Origin of the sequence: Arthrobacter sp. Bi83, assembly GCF_918698095.1 — a bacterium.
GTDB lineage: Bacteria > Actinomycetota > Actinomycetes > Actinomycetales > Micrococcaceae > Arthrobacter.
The window spans coordinates 20,292-40,886 of the sequence record NZ_CAKKLY010000044.1 but is presented as its reverse complement, the minus strand read 5'-3'; the positions used below and the strand labels follow the sequence as shown (position 1 = coordinate 40,886).

Annotated in this window: 23 protein-coding genes; 9 read left to right on the top strand and 14 right to left on the bottom strand. The window is 64.5% G+C overall.

All coding sequences use genetic code 11. The annotated features are described in order from the left end of the window. Positions 1-328, bottom strand: a 328-nt coding sequence (locus tag LQ144_RS17840) for a DoxX family protein (protein ID WP_230120040.1), incomplete at its 3' end; no start/stop codon positions are given. A gap of 85 nt (positions 329-413) precedes the next feature. Here LQ144_RS17840 and LQ144_RS17835 point away from each other — a divergent pair. Beyond that, positions 414-884 (top strand): MarR family winged helix-turn-helix transcriptional regulator, encoded by a 471-nt coding sequence (locus tag LQ144_RS17835; protein ID WP_230120039.1) that lies wholly within the window; start codon positions 414-416, stop codon positions 882-884. Between the two features lie 51 nt (positions 885-935). On the opposite strand, the gene LQ144_RS17830 is transcribed toward LQ144_RS17835, so the two are convergent. The 6 genes from LQ144_RS17830 to LQ144_RS17805 form a co-directional block, all read right to left on the bottom strand. Next, positions 936-1,217, bottom strand: a complete 282-nt coding sequence (locus LQ144_RS17830) for a hypothetical protein (RefSeq protein WP_104174759.1) — start codon at positions 1,215-1,217, stop codon at positions 936-938. A gap of 175 nt (positions 1,218-1,392) precedes the next feature. After that, positions 1,393-2,085 (bottom strand): MFS transporter, encoded by a 693-nt coding sequence (locus LQ144_RS17825; RefSeq protein WP_230120038.1) that lies wholly within the window; start codon positions 2,083-2,085, stop codon positions 1,393-1,395. Between the two features lie 16 nt (positions 2,086-2,101). Beyond that, positions 2,102-2,728 carry an MFS transporter gene (locus LQ144_RS17820; protein WP_230120037.1) on the bottom strand — a complete coding sequence of 209 codons (627 nt, stop codon included), beginning with the start codon at positions 2,726-2,728 and terminating at the stop codon, positions 2,102-2,104. A gap of 83 nt (positions 2,729-2,811) precedes the next feature. Further along, positions 2,812-3,660, bottom strand: coding sequence for a bifunctional methylenetetrahydrofolate dehydrogenase/methenyltetrahydrofolate cyclohydrolase FolD (folD, locus tag LQ144_RS17815; RefSeq protein WP_230120036.1), 849 nt, complete (start codon positions 3,658-3,660; stop codon positions 2,812-2,814). Between the two features lie 2 nt (positions 3,661-3,662). Beyond that, positions 3,663-4,565, bottom strand: coding sequence for a formyltetrahydrofolate deformylase (gene purU, locus LQ144_RS17810; RefSeq protein ID WP_104174840.1), 903 nt, complete (start codon positions 4,563-4,565; stop codon positions 3,663-3,665). Further along, positions 4,552-5,838, bottom strand: a complete 1,287-nt coding sequence (locus tag LQ144_RS17805) for a glycine cleavage T C-terminal barrel domain-containing protein (protein WP_230120035.1) — start codon at positions 5,836-5,838, stop codon at positions 4,552-4,554. The genes purU and LQ144_RS17805 overlap by 14 nt, the downstream gene beginning before the upstream one ends. 212 nt (positions 5,839-6,050) lie before the next feature. Between LQ144_RS17805 and LQ144_RS17800 the strand changes: the two genes are divergently transcribed. Next, on the top strand, positions 6,051-7,019 hold the full coding sequence (locus LQ144_RS17800) for a LysR family transcriptional regulator (RefSeq protein WP_230120034.1): 969 nt from the start codon (positions 6,051-6,053) through the stop codon (positions 7,017-7,019). A 497-nt stretch (positions 7,020-7,516) separates the two neighbouring features. Here the strand turns inward: LQ144_RS17800 and LQ144_RS17795 are convergent, their stop codons facing one another. The 3 genes from LQ144_RS17795 to LQ144_RS17785 all read right to left on the bottom strand — a co-directional run bounded on the left by LQ144_RS17795 (position 7,517) and on the right by LQ144_RS17785 (position 9,143). Continuing rightward, on the bottom strand, positions 7,517-7,738 hold the full coding sequence (locus LQ144_RS17795; RefSeq protein WP_230120033.1) for a hypothetical protein: 222 nt from the start codon (positions 7,736-7,738) through the stop codon (positions 7,517-7,519). 211 nt (positions 7,739-7,949) lie between these two features. Then, a complete protein-coding gene (locus LQ144_RS17790; RefSeq protein WP_230120032.1) occupies positions 7,950-8,414 on the bottom strand; it encodes a phage tail protein in 465 nt (154 codons plus the stop codon). A 138-nt stretch (positions 8,415-8,552) separates the two neighbouring features. After that, entirely contained in the window at positions 8,553-9,143 is a 591-nt protein-coding gene (locus tag LQ144_RS17785) for a dihydrofolate reductase family protein (RefSeq protein WP_230120031.1), read from the bottom strand. Positions 9,144-9,204: 61 nt separating this feature from the next. On the opposite strand from LQ144_RS17785, the gene LQ144_RS17780 reads away from it, so the two are divergent. The 4 genes from LQ144_RS17780 (at position 9,205) to LQ144_RS17765 (ending at position 11,857) form a co-directional block, all read left to right on the top strand. Next, a complete protein-coding gene (locus tag LQ144_RS17780; RefSeq protein ID WP_230120030.1) occupies positions 9,205-9,669 on the top strand; it encodes a DUF6194 family protein in 465 nt (154 codons plus the stop codon). A 410-nt stretch (positions 9,670-10,079) separates the two neighbouring features. Beyond that, positions 10,080-10,370 carry a hypothetical protein gene (locus LQ144_RS17775; protein WP_230120029.1) on the top strand — a complete coding sequence of 97 codons (291 nt, stop codon included), beginning with the start codon at positions 10,080-10,082 and terminating at the stop codon, positions 10,368-10,370. Between the two features lie 59 nt (positions 10,371-10,429). Continuing rightward, positions 10,430-11,560: a sialidase family protein gene (locus LQ144_RS17770; RefSeq protein ID WP_230120028.1), complete on the top strand. Its 1,131-nt coding sequence runs from the start codon at positions 10,430-10,432 to the stop codon at positions 11,558-11,560. Positions 11,561-11,569: 9 nt separating this feature from the next. Further along, positions 11,570-11,857 (top strand): MoaD/ThiS family protein, encoded by a 288-nt coding sequence (locus LQ144_RS17765; protein ID WP_230120027.1) that lies wholly within the window; start codon positions 11,570-11,572, stop codon positions 11,855-11,857. A 5-nt stretch (positions 11,858-11,862) separates the two neighbouring features. Here LQ144_RS17765 and LQ144_RS17760 read toward each other — a convergent pair whose 3' ends face one another. Further along, a complete protein-coding gene (locus LQ144_RS17760) occupies positions 11,863-12,099 on the bottom strand; it encodes a hypothetical protein (RefSeq protein ID WP_230120026.1) in 237 nt (78 codons plus the stop codon). A gap of 210 nt (positions 12,100-12,309) precedes the next feature. On the opposite strand from LQ144_RS17760, the gene LQ144_RS17755 reads away from it, so the two are divergent. Then, positions 12,310-14,040 (top strand): alpha-glucosidase, encoded by a 1,731-nt coding sequence (locus LQ144_RS17755; RefSeq protein WP_230120025.1) that lies wholly within the window; start codon positions 12,310-12,312, stop codon positions 14,038-14,040. Positions 14,041-14,110: 70 nt separating this feature from the next. Here LQ144_RS17755 and LQ144_RS17750 read toward each other — a convergent pair whose 3' ends face one another. Then, the gene (locus tag LQ144_RS17750) at positions 14,111-15,805 is read right to left on the bottom strand and encodes an alpha-amylase family protein (protein ID WP_230120024.1); all 1,695 of its coding nucleotides are present in this window, start codon (positions 15,803-15,805) and stop codon (positions 14,111-14,113) included. Next, a complete protein-coding gene (locus LQ144_RS17745) occupies positions 15,802-16,773 on the bottom strand; it encodes a TIGR03885 family FMN-dependent LLM class oxidoreductase (protein ID WP_230120023.1) in 972 nt (323 codons plus the stop codon). The genes LQ144_RS17750 and LQ144_RS17745 overlap by 4 nt, the downstream gene beginning before the upstream one ends. 121 nt (positions 16,774-16,894) lie before the next feature. Here LQ144_RS17745 and LQ144_RS17740 point away from each other — a divergent pair, with 121 nt between their 5' ends. Beyond that, positions 16,895-17,962: an ATP-dependent DNA ligase gene (locus tag LQ144_RS17740; RefSeq protein WP_230120022.1), complete on the top strand. Its 1,068-nt coding sequence runs from the start codon at positions 16,895-16,897 to the stop codon at positions 17,960-17,962. Positions 17,963-18,112: 150 nt separating this feature from the next. Here LQ144_RS17740 and LQ144_RS17735 read toward each other — a convergent pair whose 3' ends face one another. Continuing rightward, entirely contained in the window at positions 18,113-19,432 is a 1,320-nt protein-coding gene (locus LQ144_RS17735) for an MFS transporter (RefSeq protein WP_230120021.1), read from the bottom strand. Positions 19,433-19,818: 386 nt separating this feature from the next. Between LQ144_RS17735 and LQ144_RS17730 the strand changes: the two genes are divergently transcribed. After that, positions 19,819-20,559: an IclR family transcriptional regulator gene (locus LQ144_RS17730; RefSeq protein ID WP_230120042.1), complete on the top strand. Its 741-nt coding sequence runs from the start codon at positions 19,819-19,821 to the stop codon at positions 20,557-20,559. The last annotated feature ends 36 nt before the right edge of the window (positions 20,560-20,595 follow it).

The window sequence follows — 20,595 nt, the reverse complement described above, 5'->3', positions numbered from 1 at the left end:
GGCCCAGGACGGCCGGGGCCATCGCCGGGCCCCGGGTCTTGGGGTTGGCGTAGTCGCCGGCGCGGCGGTGGTAGGCGATCGCTCCGGCGAACACGACGGCCAGGCCGGCAGCGGCCGCGATGCCAAGCGGGTGCCAGAAGATTCCGACCGCCAGTCCGATCGCCGCGGCGGCCTCGGCCAGGCCGATGAACCGGGTGAGGGAGGCGCTGGCGCCCATGTGTTCCTGCAGTTGGCGCGGGATATCGCCCTTGAGCCTGATCTTCGGGATGCCCGCGCCCAGTGCGGCGAGGGCCAGCAGAGCGCTGAGAACGATGGCTGTGATGGTCACGGCAAAACCTCCAGGTAGTTTATGTGTTAACCAAACCATAGGCGTCGAATGGTTAACATGTCAACCATGGGGTAACGTGACAGATATGAGTGATCAACGTTGGCTGGACCACCGGGAGCAGCGTGCCTGGCGCAGCCTGATGACGATGCAGGCCGATCTGTCCCAGTACATCGAGCGGCAGCTGCGCCAGCGCAGCGGTCTGTCGAGCGCCGATTACGAGGTGCTGGCCCACCTGTCGGAGGCGCCGGACGGGCGGCTGCGGGCGTTTGCGCTAGGCGACGTTCTGCGCTGGGAGAAGAGCCGGCTCTCGCAGCATCTGACCCGGATGGAAAAGCGCGGTCTCGTGGGCCGTGAACGCTGCGCGGCGGACCAGCGCGGCGCCGTCGTGGTCATCACACCGCAAGGTCGCGAGGTCATCGAGGCTGCCGCCGCGCCGCACGTGATGGACGTGCGCAAGGTTCTGATCGACCACCTCACCCCGGAGCAGCTCGACTTGATCTGCGGGCTCGGCGACCAGGTGCGGGCGCGACTGGCAGAACTCGAACAGGAATCATGAGCACTGGCTGCCTCCACGCGTAAGCATCCGTTCATGGGTTGGGCGGCCGGCCTAGTCCTGGCCCGTCCACAGCTCGTCACCATCGCTGTGGTGATACATGCGCCGAATGGCTCCGCTCGTAACGATCCAGGCGATGCTTCCATCCGGTGTGACTTCATCGACCCATCCTGCTGTGTGGGGCGGGGTCTGGGTGCGGGTCCACACCTTCTCGCCGGTGACCAGTGTGGTCCAGTCGGTGGCTAGGACCAGCTTCCGTCGTGAGGTTCCGGACTCCGGCCTCGCCAGCAGCAGGGAATGGTCGCCTGCGCTTGCAAGTGTGTGTTTGTGGTGCAAAAGAGGCTCCTTCTGATCCGGCGCGAGCGTGCTGGCGGAAACGCCAGCGGCATGAGCCCGGAATCCCCGCCTCTGGGATTGTTTGTCCAGAGACGGGGACCTGATGGAATCTGTTCCGATCTTTTCCATCCAGTGTCTGTTTGTTGCCGATCGGGGACGCCGGGTTGTTGGGTGGTCAGGGTACGAGGACGGGTTTTTCGCCTTTGGTGGCTGCTGATTTGAATCGGCGCGCTGTAACGATGATGACTGCGGTGACGCCGAGAACTGCGGGAATAGTCAGGAGCACGAAATTCATCTGTAGGGGAAGGCCCGACGCGACCAGAGCGCCTCCGAGAATGGGACCTGCTATGGCGCCGATTCTCCCTGTGCCGGTGGCCCAGCCGACGCCGGTGCTGCGGATGTGGACCGGGTAGAACTCCACTGCGAAGGCATGGATGATGGCCAGGATCCCGATCACTGCGGCTCCAGCAGTGAACAGAAGGACATTCAACATGAACGCGTTGGGTTTTATGGACAGAAGGACTAAGGACACGATGGCCAGGGCGAAGTAGCCAACGAGGGTCTTGCGGTAGGAGGTCCGTCCGGCGATCCAGCCGCCTGCGATTGAGCCGAACAGGCCGCCGGCGTTGAGGATAACGAGCGTCCACATGGCAGGGCCGAGCTCGAAGCCGGCGTTTTGCATCAGCTTGGGTAGCCAGGTGTTCAAGGCGTAGCTGAGGACCATCGTCATGATGAAGAAGACCCCCATGAGTGAGGTCGCCAGGGCGTTCCCGTGAGTGAAGAGCTGCGCGATGCGGGACTTGCCGGAGGCCGGGGTCGGGAGTGCGATTACTGTATTCAGACTCCAGCTGGGTTCGATCTGCTTCATCACCGCGTCCAGGCGTTCACGCTTGGCCGACGTGGGCCAGGTATTCCGGGGATTCAGGAAGGTGCTTGAGCACTACGGGCACCAGCAGGATGGACAAGCCGGCCACGTAAAACACTCCGCGCCAGCCCAGTACCGGCTCGATGTAGATGGCCAGCAGCGCTGCGCCGACTCCTCCAACTGCGTAGAACGCCGAGACGGTGGCTACGAAGAACGCCTTGGACTTGGTGGGAGAGAGTTCTCCCGTGAGCGCCATGAAGTTTGGAACCAACGCGCCCAGGGCCACGCCTACGACGAAGCGCAACGCACCCAGTACCAGCGGGGTGTCGGCGAACGCGCACGCGAACGCAGCGATACTGGCGAGGATCAGCCCGGCGACGATGAGTTTGCGGCGGCCGTACTTGTCAGCCAGTGGTGCGACCACAAGCCCGCCGGCGAACATGCCGGCAAGGGCCGTGGAACCCACGACGCCGAGGGTGATGGGGTCAGTGCCCCAGTCCTTCATTAGGTGGGGGATGACGGAGCCAAAGGATACAAGGTCGTATCCATCGGCGATCATAAGCAGTGCGCAAATGGCGGCTGCCTTGAGGTGGAAACGGGAGATTTTGGCGCTGCCGACGACGGTGGCGACACTGGTTTGGGACATGGGGATTCCTTGGGAGGGGAGGTCCACCGTGCGGGCGCGCGGTGGGGGCCGGCCCAGCCTCAATAGGCCGGCAAATTGCGTGATTAGTTTTGGAGCTGTGCTGCTTTGAGTGTGTTGCGGAGAAGTTCGGCGATCGTCATCGGACCGACACCGCCGGGGACCGGGGTGATCTTTGACGCGATCTTGCTGACGGCGTCGAAGTCGACGTCACCGATGAGCCCTTCACCGGAACGGTGGATGCCGACGTCGATCACGACAGCCCCTGCGGAAATGTGTTCAGCGCCGATCAGGTGGGGAACACCGGCAGCGGCAATGACCACCTCGGCCTGGCGCGTGACGGCCGCCAAGTCCTTCGTCTTCGAGTGCGCGATGGTCACTGTGGCGTTCCTTTGCAGCAGGAGCTGGGCCAGCGGTTTTCCGACTAGGTCCGAGCGCCCGACGACAACGGCGTTGGCGCCCTGCAACTCAACACCCTCGTCTTCGAGCAGGGAGATGACTCCCTGCGGCGTGCACGGCAGCAGCCCTTCCACGCTGCGTGCCAAGCGCCCGGCGCTGGTTGTCGTCAGCCCGTCCACGTCCTTTTCCCAAGGGATCCGGTCGATCAGGGCTTTGGCATCCAGATGCGAAGGGAGGGGAAGCTGGAGCAGGATGCCCGAGACCGCGGGGTCGGCTGCGAGTTCGTCCAGTGCCGCAGCCACCTGTTCCTGGGTGGCATCCATTGGCAGCCGGCGGTGGAGGTCCTCGATGCCGGCCTCCTTGGAGAGCTTGCGTTTGCTGCCTACATAGACCTCTGAGGCCGGGTCATCCCCGACCAGAACGGTCGCCAGACCGATGGGCCCGCCCGTGGAACGTTTGAAGCTTTCCACGTCGGCGCGCAGCTCTTCTCGGATCTTCTTGGCGAGTGCTTTGCCGTCGATGATGTGTGCTGTCATGGTCAGAACACAATCGTTGTGTTGCCGTCGCGCATGACCTTGTCCTGGCAGTGCCACGTGACCGCACGGGAGAGTACGCTTCGTTCGACGTCGGCTCCGAAGCGCATCAGCTCCGGGGTCGATTCACGGTGGGAGACGCGGATGACGTCCTGTTCGATGATCGGTCCCTCATCCAGGTCCTTGGTCACGTAGTGGGCCGTCGCTCCGATGAGCTTGACCCCGCGGTCCTTGGCTTTCTGGTACGGTCCGGCGCCGATAAACGCGGGCAGGAACGAGTGGTGGATGTTGATCACCGGGACCTGGACTTCGTCGAGGAATTCCGCGGAGATGATCTGCATGTAGCGGGCAAGGACTACGAGGTCCACGTTGCCGTTCAGGAGTTCCAGGTGCCTGCGCTCTGCGTCCTTCTTATCCCCGCTAACGGGTACGTAGAAATAGGGGATGTCGAACGGGCGCACCTGGTCGGCCAGATCCGGGTGGTTGGAGATGACCATGACGATGTCCATGGGGATTTCCCCGCGGCGGTGCCGCCACAACAAGTCCAGCAGGCAGTGGTCGGTTTTGGATGCGAAGATCGCGACCCGCTTGCGCTTGGATGTGTCAGTGAGTTTCCACTCCATCTGCAGCGGTTCGGCGAGTTTTGTCTGGATGTCCGCTTCCAAAGTCTCCCGCTTAGCGGCGAACCCGGGAAGGTGGAAGACCGTGCGCTGGTACAGCGTGCCGTTTTCGGGCCCGGTGGTGAACTGGTCGAGGGATACGATGTTCGCCCCGTGGGCACCGAGAAGCTGGGTCAGCTTGGCGACGATTCCGGGCTGATCGGGGCAGCTGACGTTAAGGCAGCCATTATCGGCGGTGCCGCCAGTTGCGGCGGGCTTGGCCGGGAGGGTGGTGCTAGACGGTTGCAAGGAGATCACCTCGTGACTTGTCGGTCTTGTAGGGGGCCGGGCGGACAATGGCCCGGATCGCTTTTTGGGGGTGGCCCGGGGCTCCCCAGATGACGGTTACCTCGGTGCCGGGCTCGGAGTGCTCCACATCGACGGTTGCCAGCGAGAGCATCTTGCGGAAGTAGTAGGAGTATCCGCGTGATGTCGCGACCCCGACGAGCTGACCGTCGATCTCGACCCGGTCTGCCCACATGAAACCTCGCTGGTCACGGGGCATTTCCATGAAGTCGTAGTGGTCCCCTTCCTGGAAGAGGGATGCCTGGACATCGGCGACGTCCTCGCCGTTCCACTCAAGGGTCCGGATGACCCTGTTCGGAAATGCCTTTTCGGCGGTCAATGCAACGCGGCCAAGGAACTCATGTTCGGTGTTGACGACCTTGCCCCATCCCAGTTCCACCGGGCTGCGGTAGTACTCGCTGATGTCCTGACCGTCGTAGCTGCCCGCGATGTAGGCAGGCTGGGCGAAAGCCGGCATCGCGGCACGGAAGTACTCCAGGTACTCGGCCATGTCTTCGTCGAAGATGGCCGGGATGTAATCCGTGGCGATGGTGGGGAAGCAGGCCTCAAGGTGGTTGATCAGGGCGACCCGGCCGCCCAGTTTACGGATGCCGTGGACTTTGCCGGCTTCGAGGACAGCGTTGTAGATCTCCTGGGCAATTTCCTTGGGTCCCTGAAGTTCGAAGCCGACCTCACCTGCCATGCCCTGGCGCAGTGCGTAGATACTGTGCCCGGCCACGGTGATGGGCACGACGTGCATGTACTTTGCTTCCAGGAGGTCCCGGGAGTCGGTGAGCTCGTGCAGAACTTTTACGGCGTTGGGGCCGGAGACCTGGAAAATGAACCAGTCCTCTTTGGTTCCCCGCGCGTCGTAGCCGCCGCGTTCCAAGTTGAATGCGGCCCAGAAACCGCCGCGGCCATGGACGACGAATTCTTCCTCGCCAAAGCGGGTGAGGACGCCTTCATGAATGACTTTGCCGTCCTTGTTCGTGTGGATCGCGTGCTTGGACTGGCCGATGTCGAACTTCTTGTAGCTGTTCACGGTGATGTCGGAAAACAGCCGGAGCGCGTCGGGACCGGTGAACCGGTGCTGCCACAGGAAGGACCAGTCGCCGATGTAGCAGGTCTCCTTCCACGACATGCTCTCGTCAAGCCAGTTCGTGTACTCCGGCTGCCCGAAGCGGCTCCAGGCGTAAGTCTCCGGTGCCGTGCGCATTGAGTCGACGGTGTACTTCATCGTTGCCACCTCTAATAGCTAGGTCGGCCAAAGGATTGTTGTTTGCTCGGAGTGCCGGCTGAACGGATATCAACTTTGACCTGGTCGTTCTGTGGTGTAGATCACCACTGATTCAAGGCTAGATTTCCCACCGATATTTAGCAAATAGAATGTAGGTATGCTGATATAGATATTCTCTATACAGAGAAGGGGGAATCCTCTAGCCTTGCTGTATGGACGAACCGGGCAAGTATGATCTGAATCTTCTGCGGGTTTTCGTGCTTGTATACGAGACACGCAGCGTCACCGAGGCCGCGGAAATCCTGGCCATCAGCCAGCCATCCGTGAGCTATGCGTTGTCGAAGTTGCGCAAACTCTTCGGAGATCCGCTTTTTCACCGCGGACCGAAGGGCCTGGAAGCGACACCGACGGCAAGTGGTCTCTATCCGGAATTGAGTCAGTCACTCCGGATGATCGACTCAGCGGTTCAAGGCGTCTCCGAATTCGATCCTGCCAGCACGTCCCACCGGTTCCGGCTCATGATGACCGACCTCGGTCTCATGGCACTGTTTCCTTACATCGTTTCGGCCGTGCTGGAGGCCGCGCCGAATGTTCGTCTCGACGTCATACCGCTGGACATCTCCCAGCTCCACGATCGACTACGGCGCAACGAAATCGACGCGGCAATCGGGATCCCTGCCATACCCGAGAGTGACGTGCTGGGTGAGCACCTTATGGACATGCCCTACGTGGGCGTCTGTGCCAGGACGCACCCGCGCATCTCCGACAGCCCATCGATGGAGGAAATCGCCGCCGAAAAACATGTTGTCGTGTCGAAGGCGTTGGGGCACGAGCATGTCGTCCACAGGCTGGCCGAACTGGGCGTCCGTGACTCCGTGACCATCACCCTCCCAAGTTTTGCCGTGGTCGCGCAGACCCTTGCCGTGACAGACCACATCAGCGTCGTACCCAAAGCCCTCGCCGACATCATCGAGTCCCACGGATCGGTCCGCCAGTTTGCGCTCCCTTTCAACATCGCACCCGGCCGCGTCACCCTGTATACCTACCGACGCGACATCCCATCTCCTCCCGTGGACTGGCTCCGTGAAATAATCGCCACGTCCCTGACGCAGTACCCCTACCCGAAGTACGTCAGAGGGGCTGCCTTACGTGGCGTGCAGCAAGCAATAGCAGTCGACTAGCCGGCCCGGAAGCCCGCGTGTCCGAGCAGTTGGACCTCTAAGTGGCGGATTGTGGACATGCACCAGCCGTCAGTACACCCAGCAGGGCGCCCATCTCGAGAAACTCCCTGGCCGGTTGTGAGGCCCGGCCATGATCCGCAGCCGAACCATGGCCGACCCTGGCCATACGCTCCAGCCATGAAAACTATGAAGAAGGCATGCCCGCTCTGCCACGGGGCGGCACGTCAGCCCTGTCCAGGCGCGTGGGTCTGGACCACGCATGAACGTGCTTCGACCTTCTCCATCTTGGCGTCAAGGACACCTGTCTGGGCAGTAAAACCGCATTTCAGACGCCCAAAACCCACCCCAGGCTAATGGGAATATATGTTCGATACTTTAGTGTAGCCCCGGGGTCGGACAGTTTGCATACTTCGACCAATTGGCTCCGGGCAGGCTCGAAGCAGTTCGTCCAGTCGCGGGGTGCGCGGGGACAGCCCGCAGTGCCCGGTATGCGATGGCTAGCCGGGCGTTCCGTCGCGCTGGTTTCTTCGGGCGAGCTGCTGGAGTTGCCGTGCGTGCACGCCGCCCACCCAGTCCCAGCCCGGCATAGCCGACGGCCCGACCCGCGGATCGCTGGCAACATGGGTCACGCAGGGCGTGCACGTACGCCCGATCCTGGTCGATCCGTGCGCGTACCTGATCAGCTCCGCCGATGGACCCGTGGCCGGGGACGGGGACATCGACGTCGCCCACCACGCCCTCGAGCAGCCGCAGCGCGGCGAGGCAATCCTCGATCGGGTCAGCGGTGTCGTTCAAGTCGAGCATCGGAATCAAGACATCAGAAAGCATGTGACCGGCGACGAGAACCCCGCGTTCCTCAATCAACAGCGCCGCATGACCCGGAGCATGCGCTTGATGCTCGACAATCCGGACATGAGGGCCATCCCCCGGTCAGTACTCGCCCTTGATCACGAAGTAGGAGCCGCGAATAACGCCAGCCAGCTTCGATTTTTGGCGGGCGAACTTGAAGCGCGGCGCCAACTCCTCCGGAATTTCCATGCCCTCGGCAAGCTTGAACCCGACCGCCCGCTTCCCGCCGTCCTCGATGCTGTACATGACGTTGATCGACAGCCCCGACTCGTAGAAAACGTAGGCCATCCGCAAGCCGTCGACTTCGAAGGCGGTCGCTTCCAGCGGCCGGGATCCAATGACGATGTCGCGCTCGTCCCGGAGGATCCGGCTCACCCGGTCGACCACCTCCGGAACCTCGCTTGCAGGGCTCACGGTGAAGGCATGGTCGTACTTGTTCCGGTAATAGCGGGCCTCGTTGGCGCGCAACCCGGCGAGGGCCTCGGCGACCGGAGACGATTCCAAGCCGACAGTAGAAACGTTCTCGAAGTCAACGGTGTACGGCATGCATCCTCCTGGTCAGACGTGTCGGGACCAATGCTAACGCGACGGCGTGCCGCCCGGACGGCAGAACGCGTACGTGCGTACCGTGCAGAGCCCCGTGACAGGCCGGTCAGCAAGCTACTCCGGAGTTTCGTCGGATTTTCAGCGGATTACCCGGTAGCGCACGTGGGTGACGAGGCGGGTACCGCTCACTTCCGTCGGCTCAAGCTTGAGATTCTCGACGCCGTCCAGCAGCCGCTCGCCCGCTCCCAGGACGATGGGCGCGATGTGGAGCCGCAGCTCGTCGATCAGCCCCGCCGAAAGGAATTGGCGGACGGTCTGCGCTCCTCCGGCAACGGCCACGTCCTTGCCGCCAGCGGCCTTCCGCGCCTGGGCCAGCGCGGATTCGATCCCATCAGTCACGAAGTTGAACGTGGTGCCGCCCTGCATCTCCAGAGGCTCGCGTCGATGATGGCTGAGAACGAACACGGGTGCGTGATAGGGCGGTTCCTCACCCCACCAGCCCCGCCATTCCTCATCCCACGCCCCGCGCCCTGCGAACATGTTCCGTCCCATGATGTAGGCGCCGGCCGCGAGGATGCCGTCGAGCGCGGCTGCGTTGGGCTCGGGTTCTTCGAACTGCCACCGGTGCAGGAGCTCTCCGCCCTCGCCCAGGGGGTCCGTCAGGCTTTGGTTCGGTCCGGCGGCGAATCCGTCGAGGGAGATGGTCAGATCGCACGTGACTTGGCTCATGCGCCCATCATGACACCGCTCGGCTGATCGGGACGACCAAATTAAATGAAATGCTTGAGGCATGACCATCGATGAAATTATTGCTTTGGTGAAAAGCTTCGACGGTGCACTGGCCGTCACGGCCGGCCAAGGAGATGGCTCGCCAGAACTTGCCTGGGGTGACACATTCTTCTACTACGCCCCCGACGGCATCATGCCCCAAGCAACTCAACCCTTTGCGACGATCGTGGCAAAGGACTACCCCGAAGATGAGCAGTCGCGCCTTGACCGGCCAGGATTCTTCCGCGTAAATATTGCCGCCGGAAGGGCCGCCTTCGTTGAGTGGACCGGCCACCAACCAGGGGAGCCGGCCGACGACGTTGATCCAAGCGTCGCTGACAGTGTAATTGCTCATCCTGTCTACGGATCCCTGGGGTGGCTGGCCATAGTCAATCCGGGACCATCGACAGCCCAGACCGCCCGGACGCTGCTCCGCCAGGCCTACGACCTCGCTCGCGCCCGCTTCGAACGCAGAATGAACCGCTAGGCGTGCTCCGCACCGAACTTTGATGCCGAACATTGATGCAGGCGTCCCACGTCCGTGATCCACCTCCTGTGCACGCTCGGTGCATGTCACGTTTTGGGGGAAACCGACAGGGCCGCTGCGGGAAGATAGTTCTGGCGGCCGTGCTGCTGGTTGCTGGCGTCACCGGCTGCGAATACTCGACCGGTTGGGGATGCGGCCCCTCCTTGCCAGGCTCGCACGGCTCCCGTCCGGCAACGTCTCAGGGGCAGTCGCCGGCGTTCGGGTCACGCCAAGGACCCCCTGACGCAGGTCGGCCGGCCCGGCAGGGGTCGGTTTGATCACATCGGCCCGTGGCGCGCGGGAAGTCCGGTCCGGGCGCCGCATACTGGAACGGACAGGCCAATTGTGCGGGGACGGTAGGAGGAGCAGGCATGGGGACCCTGATGAGAATCGTACGGAATGAGTACTTTCCCGCGGCTGCCGTGCTGGTGTTCGTGGTGCTCTTTTGGACTGCCGGCCTCTTTGGCGGGCTGTCGCTCTTGAGCAAGAATCAGCCTCCCCTGGCAACGCTGACATGGCTGCTCTTCGTCTACGCCCTGGCCGTTCTGTCGCCCCTCGCCGGACTTTTGGCCGCCTTCGACCTGGTGCGGCGGTGGTGGCGCAAGCACCGGCGCGGCCAGTTGCGCGCGGCTGCCAGGACGCGGACCGCAACCAAGCGCTGAGGCGCGGTTCCTTCTGATTGCCTGGAAAACCATTGCGGCCTCTCTGCCGGAGTGGTTGCATGGGGTTCATGGCTACCCCAGAGACTTACCTCTTAGTGATCGGGACCAAAAAAGGACTCTGGCTGGCGACCAGCCAGGACCGGAAGCAATGGTCCCTCTCCGGCCCGCACTTCCTGATGAGCGAGATACCGAGCATCGGAATCGACACGCGGGACGGCCGCACCCGCATCATGGTGGGCGTGCGGTCTGAACACTGGGGCCCCACCGTGGCCCACTCGGATGATCTCGGCGCCACCTGGACCGAGCCCGAACAGGGTGCCATCAAGTTCCCCGACGGCACCGACGCCGCCGTCGAACGCATTTGGCAGATCCACCCCGACGCCGAGTCGCGGCCCGGCGTGGTGTGGGCCGGCGCCGAGCCGATTTCGGTCTGGAAGTCCACCGACGGCGGCGAACACTTTGAGCTGAACCGCGGACTGTGGGACCACCCCCACCGCAGCGAATGGGGCGCCGGCTATGGCGGCGCCGCCGCCCACTCGATCGTCGTCAACCCGTCCGGGGACAACGTGCACATCGCCATGAGCACGGGCGGCGTTTACCGCTCGCTCGACGGCGGGACGTCCTGGGAGCCCCGGAACAAGGGAATTTCGGCCTACTTCATGCCGGACCCCAACCCGGAGTTCGGCCAGTGTGTCCACAAGATTGCAGCGGATGCCGCCGTCGAAGGCCGTCTTTACGCGCAAAATCACCACGGCGTGTACCGCAGTGACGACAATGCCGAGAGCTGGCAATCAATCGCGGAGGGGCTGCCCGCCGACTTCGGTTTCGTGATGCTGACGCACCCGCGGAGGGCGGGCACGGCCTGGGTGGTTCCGCTCAAGGCCGACGGCGAAAGGATCCCGCCCGAGGGGAAGCTCGCCGTGCACCGCACCGACGACGCCGGCGACACCTGGAAGCGGCTGGATGCGGGACTGCCGCAGTCCGAATACAACGCCGTGCTCCGTGACGCCGCGGCCGTGGATTCCGCCGAACCTGCCGGGGTGTACTTCGGAACGCGCGGAGGCTCGGTGTACGCCAGCGCAGACGAGGGCGAAACCTTCGCGGAGGTTGCGTCCCACCTGCCGGACGTCCTGTGCGTGCGCGCTGCCGTCGTGGCGGATGCCACGGTTCCCGCGCCGGCCTCCGCATGAGGATCCGTTGTGGGTGAGATCAGCGTGGTGCTTCCCAGCGTCCTTCAGCCGCTCGCCGGCGGGCAGTCCTTGCTGACTGCGCCCGCCGACGGGACGGTGACTGTGGGCCGGGTGCTGGATTCCGTGACCGGGGACTACCCGGTGCTTGCCAGGAGGCTGCGGGACGAAACCGGTGCACTCCGCCGCTACGTGAATATTTACGTGAACGGCGACGAGGTCCGGCGTCTCCAGGGCCTGGATACGGAAGTCGCTGCCGGCCAGGAAGTGCTGATCATTCAGTCCGTGGCCGGGGGATAGCTGGCTCAGGCGACGCGCCAAACGCTGCACTCATCCGTATTGATGGCTCGGCGCATCCCGGTGTGATGGTCCATGATCCACACGACGCCGATCCCGGGCGCCGTCTCCTGGACGCTGCCGCGGCGGATGACGACGTCGTCGTAACTGGGACCCACCGAGAGGCGGGCTTCGATCTCGTCCCCGCGGTGGAGCTGGTCCAAGGCGCGGACGCGGGTTATGTGGGCTTTGGCTTCCTTCAACATGGCGTGGCCTCCCGAGCTGGAGCTGGTGCCTGCTATTGCCGGCACTTCCAGTGTGGCGGGGGAATGTTGCGCCTGCGTTTCCTGCCCGTTAGCACGCGGTTAGTTTCCCGCGCCGCTCCGGTTTCAGCATGCCATTGACCGCCGAAAGCAGAGCCAGCAGACTTTCAGTGGGCTTGCATCCGTCACGCCGCCGACCAGGAGGGACCAGCAATGACGATCCAGGAAACCGAGGCAGAAGCGGCCTTCAGAGCAGGCCGCGAGTGGTTCAAGAGTGCAGTGGTCTATCAGATCTATCCGCGCAGCTTCGCCGATTCTGACGGCGACGGGGTGGGGGACCTCCGTGGCATCATCGGCAGGCTCGACTATCTGCAGACGCTGGGCGTCGACGTCGTCTGGCTTTCCCCCGTGTACCGCTCACCGCAGGACGACAACGGCTACGACATCAGCGACTACCGCGACATCGATCCCATCTTCGGAGACCTGGAAACGCTGGATGAGCTCCTCGAAGGACTGCACGCCCGCGGCATGAAGCTCGTGATGGACCTCGTGGTCAACCACACATCGGACGAACACCCGTGGTTCGTGGAGTCGCGCTCGAGCAAGGACAACCCGAAACGCGACTGGTACTGGTGGCGGCCGCCGCGGTCCGGTGCTGAGCCTGGGGCGGCCTGGGCGGAACCCAACAACTGGGGCTCCGCGTTTTCCGGCCCCGCCTGGGAGTACGACGCCGCCACCGGAGAGTGTTACCTCCACCTGTTCTCCCGGAAGCAGCCGGACCTGAACTGGGAAAACCCGGAAGTGCGGGCCGCCATCTACGACATGATGAACTGGTGGCTGGACCGTGGCGTGGACGGATTCCGGATGGACGTCATCAACTTCATTTCCAAGGAGCAGTCGCTGCCGGACGGACCGATTGCTGAAGGCATGCTGTACGGCGACGGCGGCCCGCACTTTATCTGTGGCCCGCGGATCCACGAGTTCCTGCAGGAAATGCACCAGGAAGTGTTCGCCGGGCGGGACAAGGAACTGCTCACTGTGGGCGAGATGCCCGGAGTGACGGTGGAGGACGCCGCGCTCTTCACTGACCCCAGACGCCAGGAAGTGGACATGGTGTTCCAATTCGAACACGTGGCCCTGGACCAGGAGGGCGGCAATAAGTGGCGTCCCAAGAAGCTCCTGCTCACCGACCTGAAGAAGTCCCTGGGCCGCTGGCAGGAAGGACTCGGGGAGCGCGGCTGGAACAGCCTCTACTGGGGCAACCATGACCAGGCCCGCGCCGTATCCCGCTTCGGTGACGACGGCCAGTACCGGGAGCTCTCCGCCAAGATGCTCGCCGCCATCCTCCATCTGCACCGCGGCACCCCGTATGTGTACCAGGGCGAGGAGCTGGGCATGACGAACATGTCGTTTGGCGCGATCAGCGACTACCGCGACATCGAGGTCCTGAACCACCACCGGGAGGCAACAACCCACCTCGGGCACACCGATGCCGAGGTCCTCGCCGCTCTGGCGCCCCTGAACCGGGACAACGCCCGCACGCCGGTGCAGTGGGATGCCAGCCGGCACGCCGGCTTCACCACCGGTGCCCCGTGGATCGCGGTGAACCCGAACGCCAATTCCATCAACGCCGCTGCCCAGGTGGATGACCCCGAGTCGGTCTTCAGCTTTTACCGGAAGGTCATCGCGCTGCGCCATGCGGACCCCGTGGTGGCCTACGGCGACTTCACTATGCTGCTGCCCGACGACGAGCACGTCTATGCATTCCGGCGCTCGCTGCCGGACGCCGAGATGCTGGTGCTTGGCAACTTCTCCGGAACGGAACAGCGCGCCGACATCGACGGCTCCTGGGAAGATGCCGGACAGGTGCTCGGCAACTACCCGGCCGAGCCCGGCCTTGGGCTGCGTCCCTGGGCAGTGAAGGTGTTCCGCCGGGGGCTGTAGGGGCGCCGAGAGGCCACGACGCGGGGCGGCGCTCCCATGGGGACACGCGCCCGCAGGGGGCCAGGCGGTTTCACGGGGCCAGGCGGTCGCCAGGCCGGTGGACGCGGAACCAGCGGTAGCCGTAGCGTCCCAGCTCCACGGTGAACCCGCCGTCGGGCTCCAATGGAACGTTGCCGCCGTCGAGCAGGTCCAGCAGGACGGCGCCCCTGAAGGCCGCCCGGGGCGCCTCCTTCGGCCCCACTGTGCCGCTGACCTTCACCGTGTCTTGGCCAAAGTTGTGCAGCAGCACCAGCGTTGCTCCCGCCGAGCTGCAAGAGTGGGCAAAGACCGCCGGCTCGGGCTGGTCGATGACGGCGAAGTCGCCCCAGCCCAGCTCCGGGGATTCGCGGTAGCGCTGGATCAGTGTGGCGATGAAGTTCCACAGCGACTCCGGATCCCGCTTGGCCTGCGCCGCGTTGACCTTGTCCGGGCCGAACTCCCCACGCACCAGCGGCGCCACCAGCTGCGATGCCCGGGCTTCGGAGAAGCCGCCGTTCTTTTCGCTGTTCCACTGCATGGGCGTGCGGACGGCGGCCCGGCTCTTCTGCCGCAGGTCCTCGCCCATCCCGATTTCCTCGCCGTAGTACAGCACGGGAGTGCCGGGCAGGGAGAACATCAGCGAATAGACCATTTTGATCCTGCCGGTATCGCCGTCAAGCATCGGCGGCAGCCTGCGCCGGAGGCCCCGGCCGTAGACCTGCATGTTCTTCTCCGGGCCGAACGCGGCAAAAACCTCCTCGCGCTCGCCGTCGCTAAGCTTGTCCAGCGTGAGCTCGTCATGGTTGCGGACGAACATGGCCCAGTGGTTGTCAGGGTGCAATTGCGGGCGGCTCTTCAGCGTCTCCGCGAGCGGTCGGGCGTCCCGCCTGGCCAGCGAGAGATACATGTGCTGCATGGACATGAAGTCGAACTGCATGTTCAGCTCGTTGCCCTCGGCGCCGCCGAAGTACTCCAGCTGCTCCTTGTACGGCAGGTTCACCTCGCCGAGCAGGACCGCGCTGCCGTTGCGGCGGTTGAGGAAACTGCGCAGGGCGCTGAGGTAGTCGTGCGGGTCGATCTTGGCCGCCTCGTCCTTGGGCTCGCCGCGGGTTTCCAGGAAAAACGGCACGGCGTCGAGGCGGAACCCGTCCAGCCCGAGCTGCAGCCACACCCCCATGGCCTTGGCGATCTCGTTCCTGACGTTGGGGTTCGTGACGTTCAGGTCCGGCTGGTGCTCCGCGAACATGTGCAGGTACCACTCGCCGGTGGCGTCGTCCTGGGTCCAGATGGAAGTCTGCTCGCCCGGGAACACCACCTCCGAGGACGTGTCCGGCGGTGTGTCCTTCCGCCACACGTAGTAGTCGCGGTACGGGTTGTCCACGGACTTCCGCGCCTCCTGGAACCACGGATGCTGGTTCGAGGTGTGGTTGACCACGAAATCCGCGATCACCCTGAGCCCGCGGTCCTTGGCCGTACGGATGAACTCCACGAGGTCACCCATGGTGCCCAGCCGGCTGTCCACGCTGAAGAAATCGGTAACGTCGTAGCCGTCGTCGCGGTCAGGCGAGGGATAGAACGGCATGAGCCAGATGCAGCTCACGCCCAGCGCCGCGAGATAGTCCACGCGCTGGGTGAGCCCGGCGAAATCGCCGGTGCCGTCGCCGTCGTCGTCGAAAAATGTCTCGACGTCGAGGCAGTAGATCACGGCGTTCTTCCACCACAGGTCCGAGGTTTCAGCGATTCTCATGCGACCGGTACCGTCCGCAGCTGGGGCAGCACCTTTTCGGCGAAGGCATCGATGAACGGGGCCTGATCCTGCCCAACGAAGTGCAGGTACAGCTCGTCGAAGCCGAGCTCGGCGTACTCACCGAGCCACTGGGCGTGCTGGTCAAGGCTGGTCGAGATATTCACCGACTTCCGGACCTGTTCCTCCCCGACATCTGCGCTGACGCCGTCGAAATGGGAAGCGGTGGGCAGGTCCCAGGGGATGGGCGGGGCGAAAACGTTGGTCCGCCACTGGTCCAGTGCAATGGCCACCGCGTCCTGCTCCCCGGGCGCCCAGGACAGGTGGATCTGCAGGACTGCCTTGCCGCGGCCGCCGTTGTCCCGGTAGGCGGCGAGCATCTCCTTGAGCTTCCCGTGGGGCTGGTTCACGGTCACCAGCCCGTCAGCCCAGGTGGCCGAACGGCGCGCCGTCTCCACGCTGACGGCCGGGGCAATGAGCTGCGGCCTGGGCTCCGGAACGTCCCAGATCCTTGCCTGCTCCACGGTGACCAGCCCGTGGTGCGTGACCTCCCCGCCGTCGTGCAGGCGGCGGATGACGTCCACGCATTCCTCCAGCCGGCGCTGGCGGGTGTCTTTCTGCGGCCACGGGTCACCTGTGATGTGTTCGTTCATGTTCTCCCCGCTGCCCAGCGCCATCCAGAACCGGCCCGGGAACATCGACGCCAGCGTGGCCGAGGCGTGGGCGATGATGGCGGGGTGGTACCGCTGGCCCGGGGCGTTGACCACGCCGAACCGCAGTCCGGTGGTGGCCAGCGCGGCGCCCAGCCAGGACCACGCAAAGCCGGAATGCCCCTGCCGTGCGGACCATGGCTCGATGTGGTCCGAGCACATGGCGGCGTCGAAGCCTGCCTCCTCGGCACGCTGGACGTCCTTCAGAAGCTGTCCCGGGCTGATCTGTTCATGCGACGCGTGAAAACCGATGGCTGCCATCGTTAATGTCTACCGGCGGCCGGTGGCTGTGTCGAGGGCCCGGTGTGGAAAGGTCCGCTGCGGAGGATTGCCGGGCCGCGGGGGCTGGCGCCGGGATGGCCCCCGGGCAAGAATGGGGCGTATGCAGCTGCCGGTCATGCCCCCCATTGCTCCGATGCTCGCGAAGGCGGTGCCCGCCATTCCGGACGGCGCCATGAGCTACGAGCCGAAGTGGGACGGTTTCCGGTCGATCGTTTTCCGCGACGGCGACGACGTGGAGATCGGCAGCCGCAACGAAAAACCCATGACGCGCTACTTTCCCGAACTGGTGGAGGCGCTCAAGGCCAACCTGCCCCCGCGGTGCGTGCTCGACGGCGAAATCGTGCTGGTGGGCGCGTCAGGGGACCGGCTCGATTTCGACGCCCTGCAGCAGCGGATCCATCCTGCGGCCAGCCGCGTCAGGCTCCTTGCAGAACAGACACCGGTGAAGTTTGTGGCGTTCGATCTTCTGGCCCTGGGGGATGAGGACTTCAGCGGCCGGCCGTTCACCGAGCGGCGCGCAGCTTTGGAACAGGTCTTCGCCAGCGCCGCTCCACCGCTCCACCTGACGGCCGCGACGCAGGACCGGGAGATCGCCGGGAAGTGGTTCCACCAGTTTGAAGGCGCAGGCCTGGACGGAATCATCGCCAAGCCCCTCGACGGCGTGTACCAGCCGGACAAGCGGGTCATGTTCAAGATCAAGCACGAGCGCACTGCCGACTGCGTGGTGGCCGGCTACCGGGTGCACAAGAGCGGGCCGGACGCGATCGGTTCGCTGCTCCTGGGCCTGTACAAGCCCGGCGGCGAACTGGCCAGCGTCGGTGTGGTGGGCGCCTTCCCGATGCAGCGGCGCCGGGAGCTCTTCGAGGAACTCCAGCCGCTGGTCACCAGCTTCGATGAACACCCGTGGGCCTGGGCCAAACAGGAGGAAGGCGCGCGCACGCCGCGCAAGGCCGAGGGCAGCCGCTGGAGCGCAGGCAAAGACCTTTCCTTCACGCCGCTGCGTCCCGACCGCGTTGTGGAGGTCAAGTACGACCACATGGAGGGCGAAAGGTTCCGTCATACCGCGCAGTTTGTGCGCTGGCGCCCGGACCGGGACCCGGACACGTGCACCTACGAGCAGCTCGAGGAGCCCGTGAAGTTCGACCTCGCCGAGGTGCTGGCCACATGAGAAAGGCGGCCCGCCCCTCATGAGGGGAGGGCCGCCGTCGTGACCTTCTTTGAAGCCGAACAGGCCGAGTAGGCCGGGGACTCGCCGTGGCGTGAGGCGTTTGGCGGGCAAACGGGGTCACGACGGCGGGACGCGCCCGGGCCGGTCGGGTTACTTGAGGCCGAGCTGCTTGGTGGGAACCTTGAAGGTTTCCTTGGCCGTCAGGGCCGAGACGGCCGCAACGACGCAGATCACGGCCGTGAAGATGCTGATCTGGACCCAGCCGCCGGGCTTGATGCCGCCCATGGCCGCCACGATGGCGGGGGCGAACCCTGCCATGAGGAAGCCGAGCTGGGTGCCGATCGCGAGGCCGGAGAAGCGGACCTTGGTGCTGAACATTTCAGCGTAGAAGGACGGCCAGACGGCGTTCGAGGCTGCATAGCCGCACGAGAAGAAGCCGATGGCGGCCAGGAACATCAGCGGGACGCTGTGGGATTCGAGGCTGAGCAGGAAGACCGGGGTGAGGACAGCGCTGGAGAGTGCGCCGTAGATGAAGACGGGCTTGCGGCCGATCCTGTCTGCGAGCTTGCCGAACAGCGGCTGCGTGCCCAGGGCCACGAGGTTGGCGCCGACCACAAGCCACAGGGTGGTGGTGCCGTCCACGCCGGCAACTGTCTTGGCGTAGCTGATGGCGAGGGTGCCGAACACGGTGGAGACGGCGGCGATGAACGCGCAGCAGATGACGCGGAGTACGTCGCGCCAGTGGCTCTTGAGCAGGTCGGCAACGGGAAGCTTGGCGATCTGGGCGGTCTTCTGGGCTTCCGCGAAGGCCGGCGGCTCGTGCAGGGTGCGGCGGATGAAGAAGGCAACCATGACCACCACGGCGCTGAGCCAGAACGGAATGCGCCAGCCGATACCGTACTTGATCTCGTCAGGCAGGGCGAGGACGGGGATGAAAACGAGGGCCGCGAGGATCTGGCCGCCCTGGGTGCCGGTGAGGGTCCAGGAGGTGAAGAAGGAGCGGCGGTTGTCCGGGGCGTGCTCGAGCGTCATGGAGGAGGCTCCGGCCTGCTCGCCGGCGGCGGAAAGCCCCTGGCAGAGGCGCGCCAGCACCAGGAGGACCGGGGCCCACCAGCCAACGGTCTTGAAGTCCGGCAGGCAGCCGATCACGAAGGTGGAGGCGCCCATGAGGAGCAGGGTGAACATGAGGACCTTGCGGCGGCCCACCCGGTCGCCGAAGTGGCCCAGGATGACGGCACCCACGGGGCGCGCCACGTAGGCAAAGCCGAACGTGGCAAAGGACATGATGGCCGCGTTAGTGTCGGCGTCCGGGAAGAAGACCTTAGGGAAGATTAGGGCAGCTGCCGAGCCAAAGATAAAGAAGTCGTAGTACTCGACGGCGCTGCCGAGGAAGCTGGCAAGGGCTGCCTTCTTCGGGGTCCCGGCCGGGGCAACAGTGCCCGGCGTCATGGACGGGAGTGTCTGGCTCATGGTGTTCCTTCAGTGTGACGACATTGTCGCGGATGTATCAGGAGGGTCGCAGCCGCCGTCCTGGATGGGGAAAGGGCGGCTGGAGGTCCTTGGAAAGACCCGGACTAAGTAGCCACATGGTGAGAGCTACTTGTGCGATACAGCAACTATGGCTGTGAGGGCAGTCACTTGTCAAGAAGATTGTTCACCATCTAGAAATAGCTCTCACATTGTGGCAACATCGAGTTATGAGTGTGAAAGAAGCCACAGGCAATGACGCCGGCATCCAGCCCCCGGAAGAAATCAAGGCCCCGGATGATGCCCGGTTCCCCGACGAAGCATCGGCGGCGGAGGGAGGCCTGAAGGCCAAGTCCGCCAAGCCGGGAAAGGATGACTCCCGCACGGACATGGTGGGCAAGGCCCTGGGCCTCTTGGTCCTGCTGGGGGACGAGCCGCGCGGCGCCAGTGCCTCCGCGCTTTCCCGGCGCGCCGACCTTCCCTTCAGCACCACCTACCGGCTGCTGGGTTCTTTGACGCGGGACGGCTTTGTGGACTACGAGCCGGACGGCCGCCGCTACCACCTCGGCCTGCGGATCTTCCAGCTCGGCCAGCGGGTGTCCAACCACCACGGCTTCGCCGGCACCGCGCTTCCCATTCTGCGGCGCGTCACGGAACAGACGGGCGAGGCCACCATCCTGTCCGTCCGGGATGGCATCCACCACCTCACGGTGAACAAGGTGGACGGCCCGCAGACCTTCCGCGTGACCAGCGATCCGGGCTTCCTCGGCGCCCTCCACACCACGTCGGTGGGCAAGGCGCTTGTGGCCTTCGCCGAGGACGCAGATCGCGAGCGGCTATTGGAGGAGCTGCCGCTGGATCCGCTGACGAATGTCTCCATCACCGACCGTGGTGTCTTCCGTGCCGAGATAGACAAGGTCAGGCGCCAGGGCTTCGCGGTCATGGACGAGGAAAACGAGCTTGGAATGCGCGCCGTGGCAGTGCCGGTTTTCAACTCCCAGGGGGTCGCCTTCGCCTCGCTGGCCACCGCCGTGCCCGTCTTTCGGCTCAGCATGGACGCCCTCGTGGCTCACGTTCCGCTGCTGCAGGAGGCGGCTGCCGAGCTGGCAGCACGCCTGCCTCAGCGGTAATACGCGCTCATTCATCACGTATTTGTTCGTATCAAG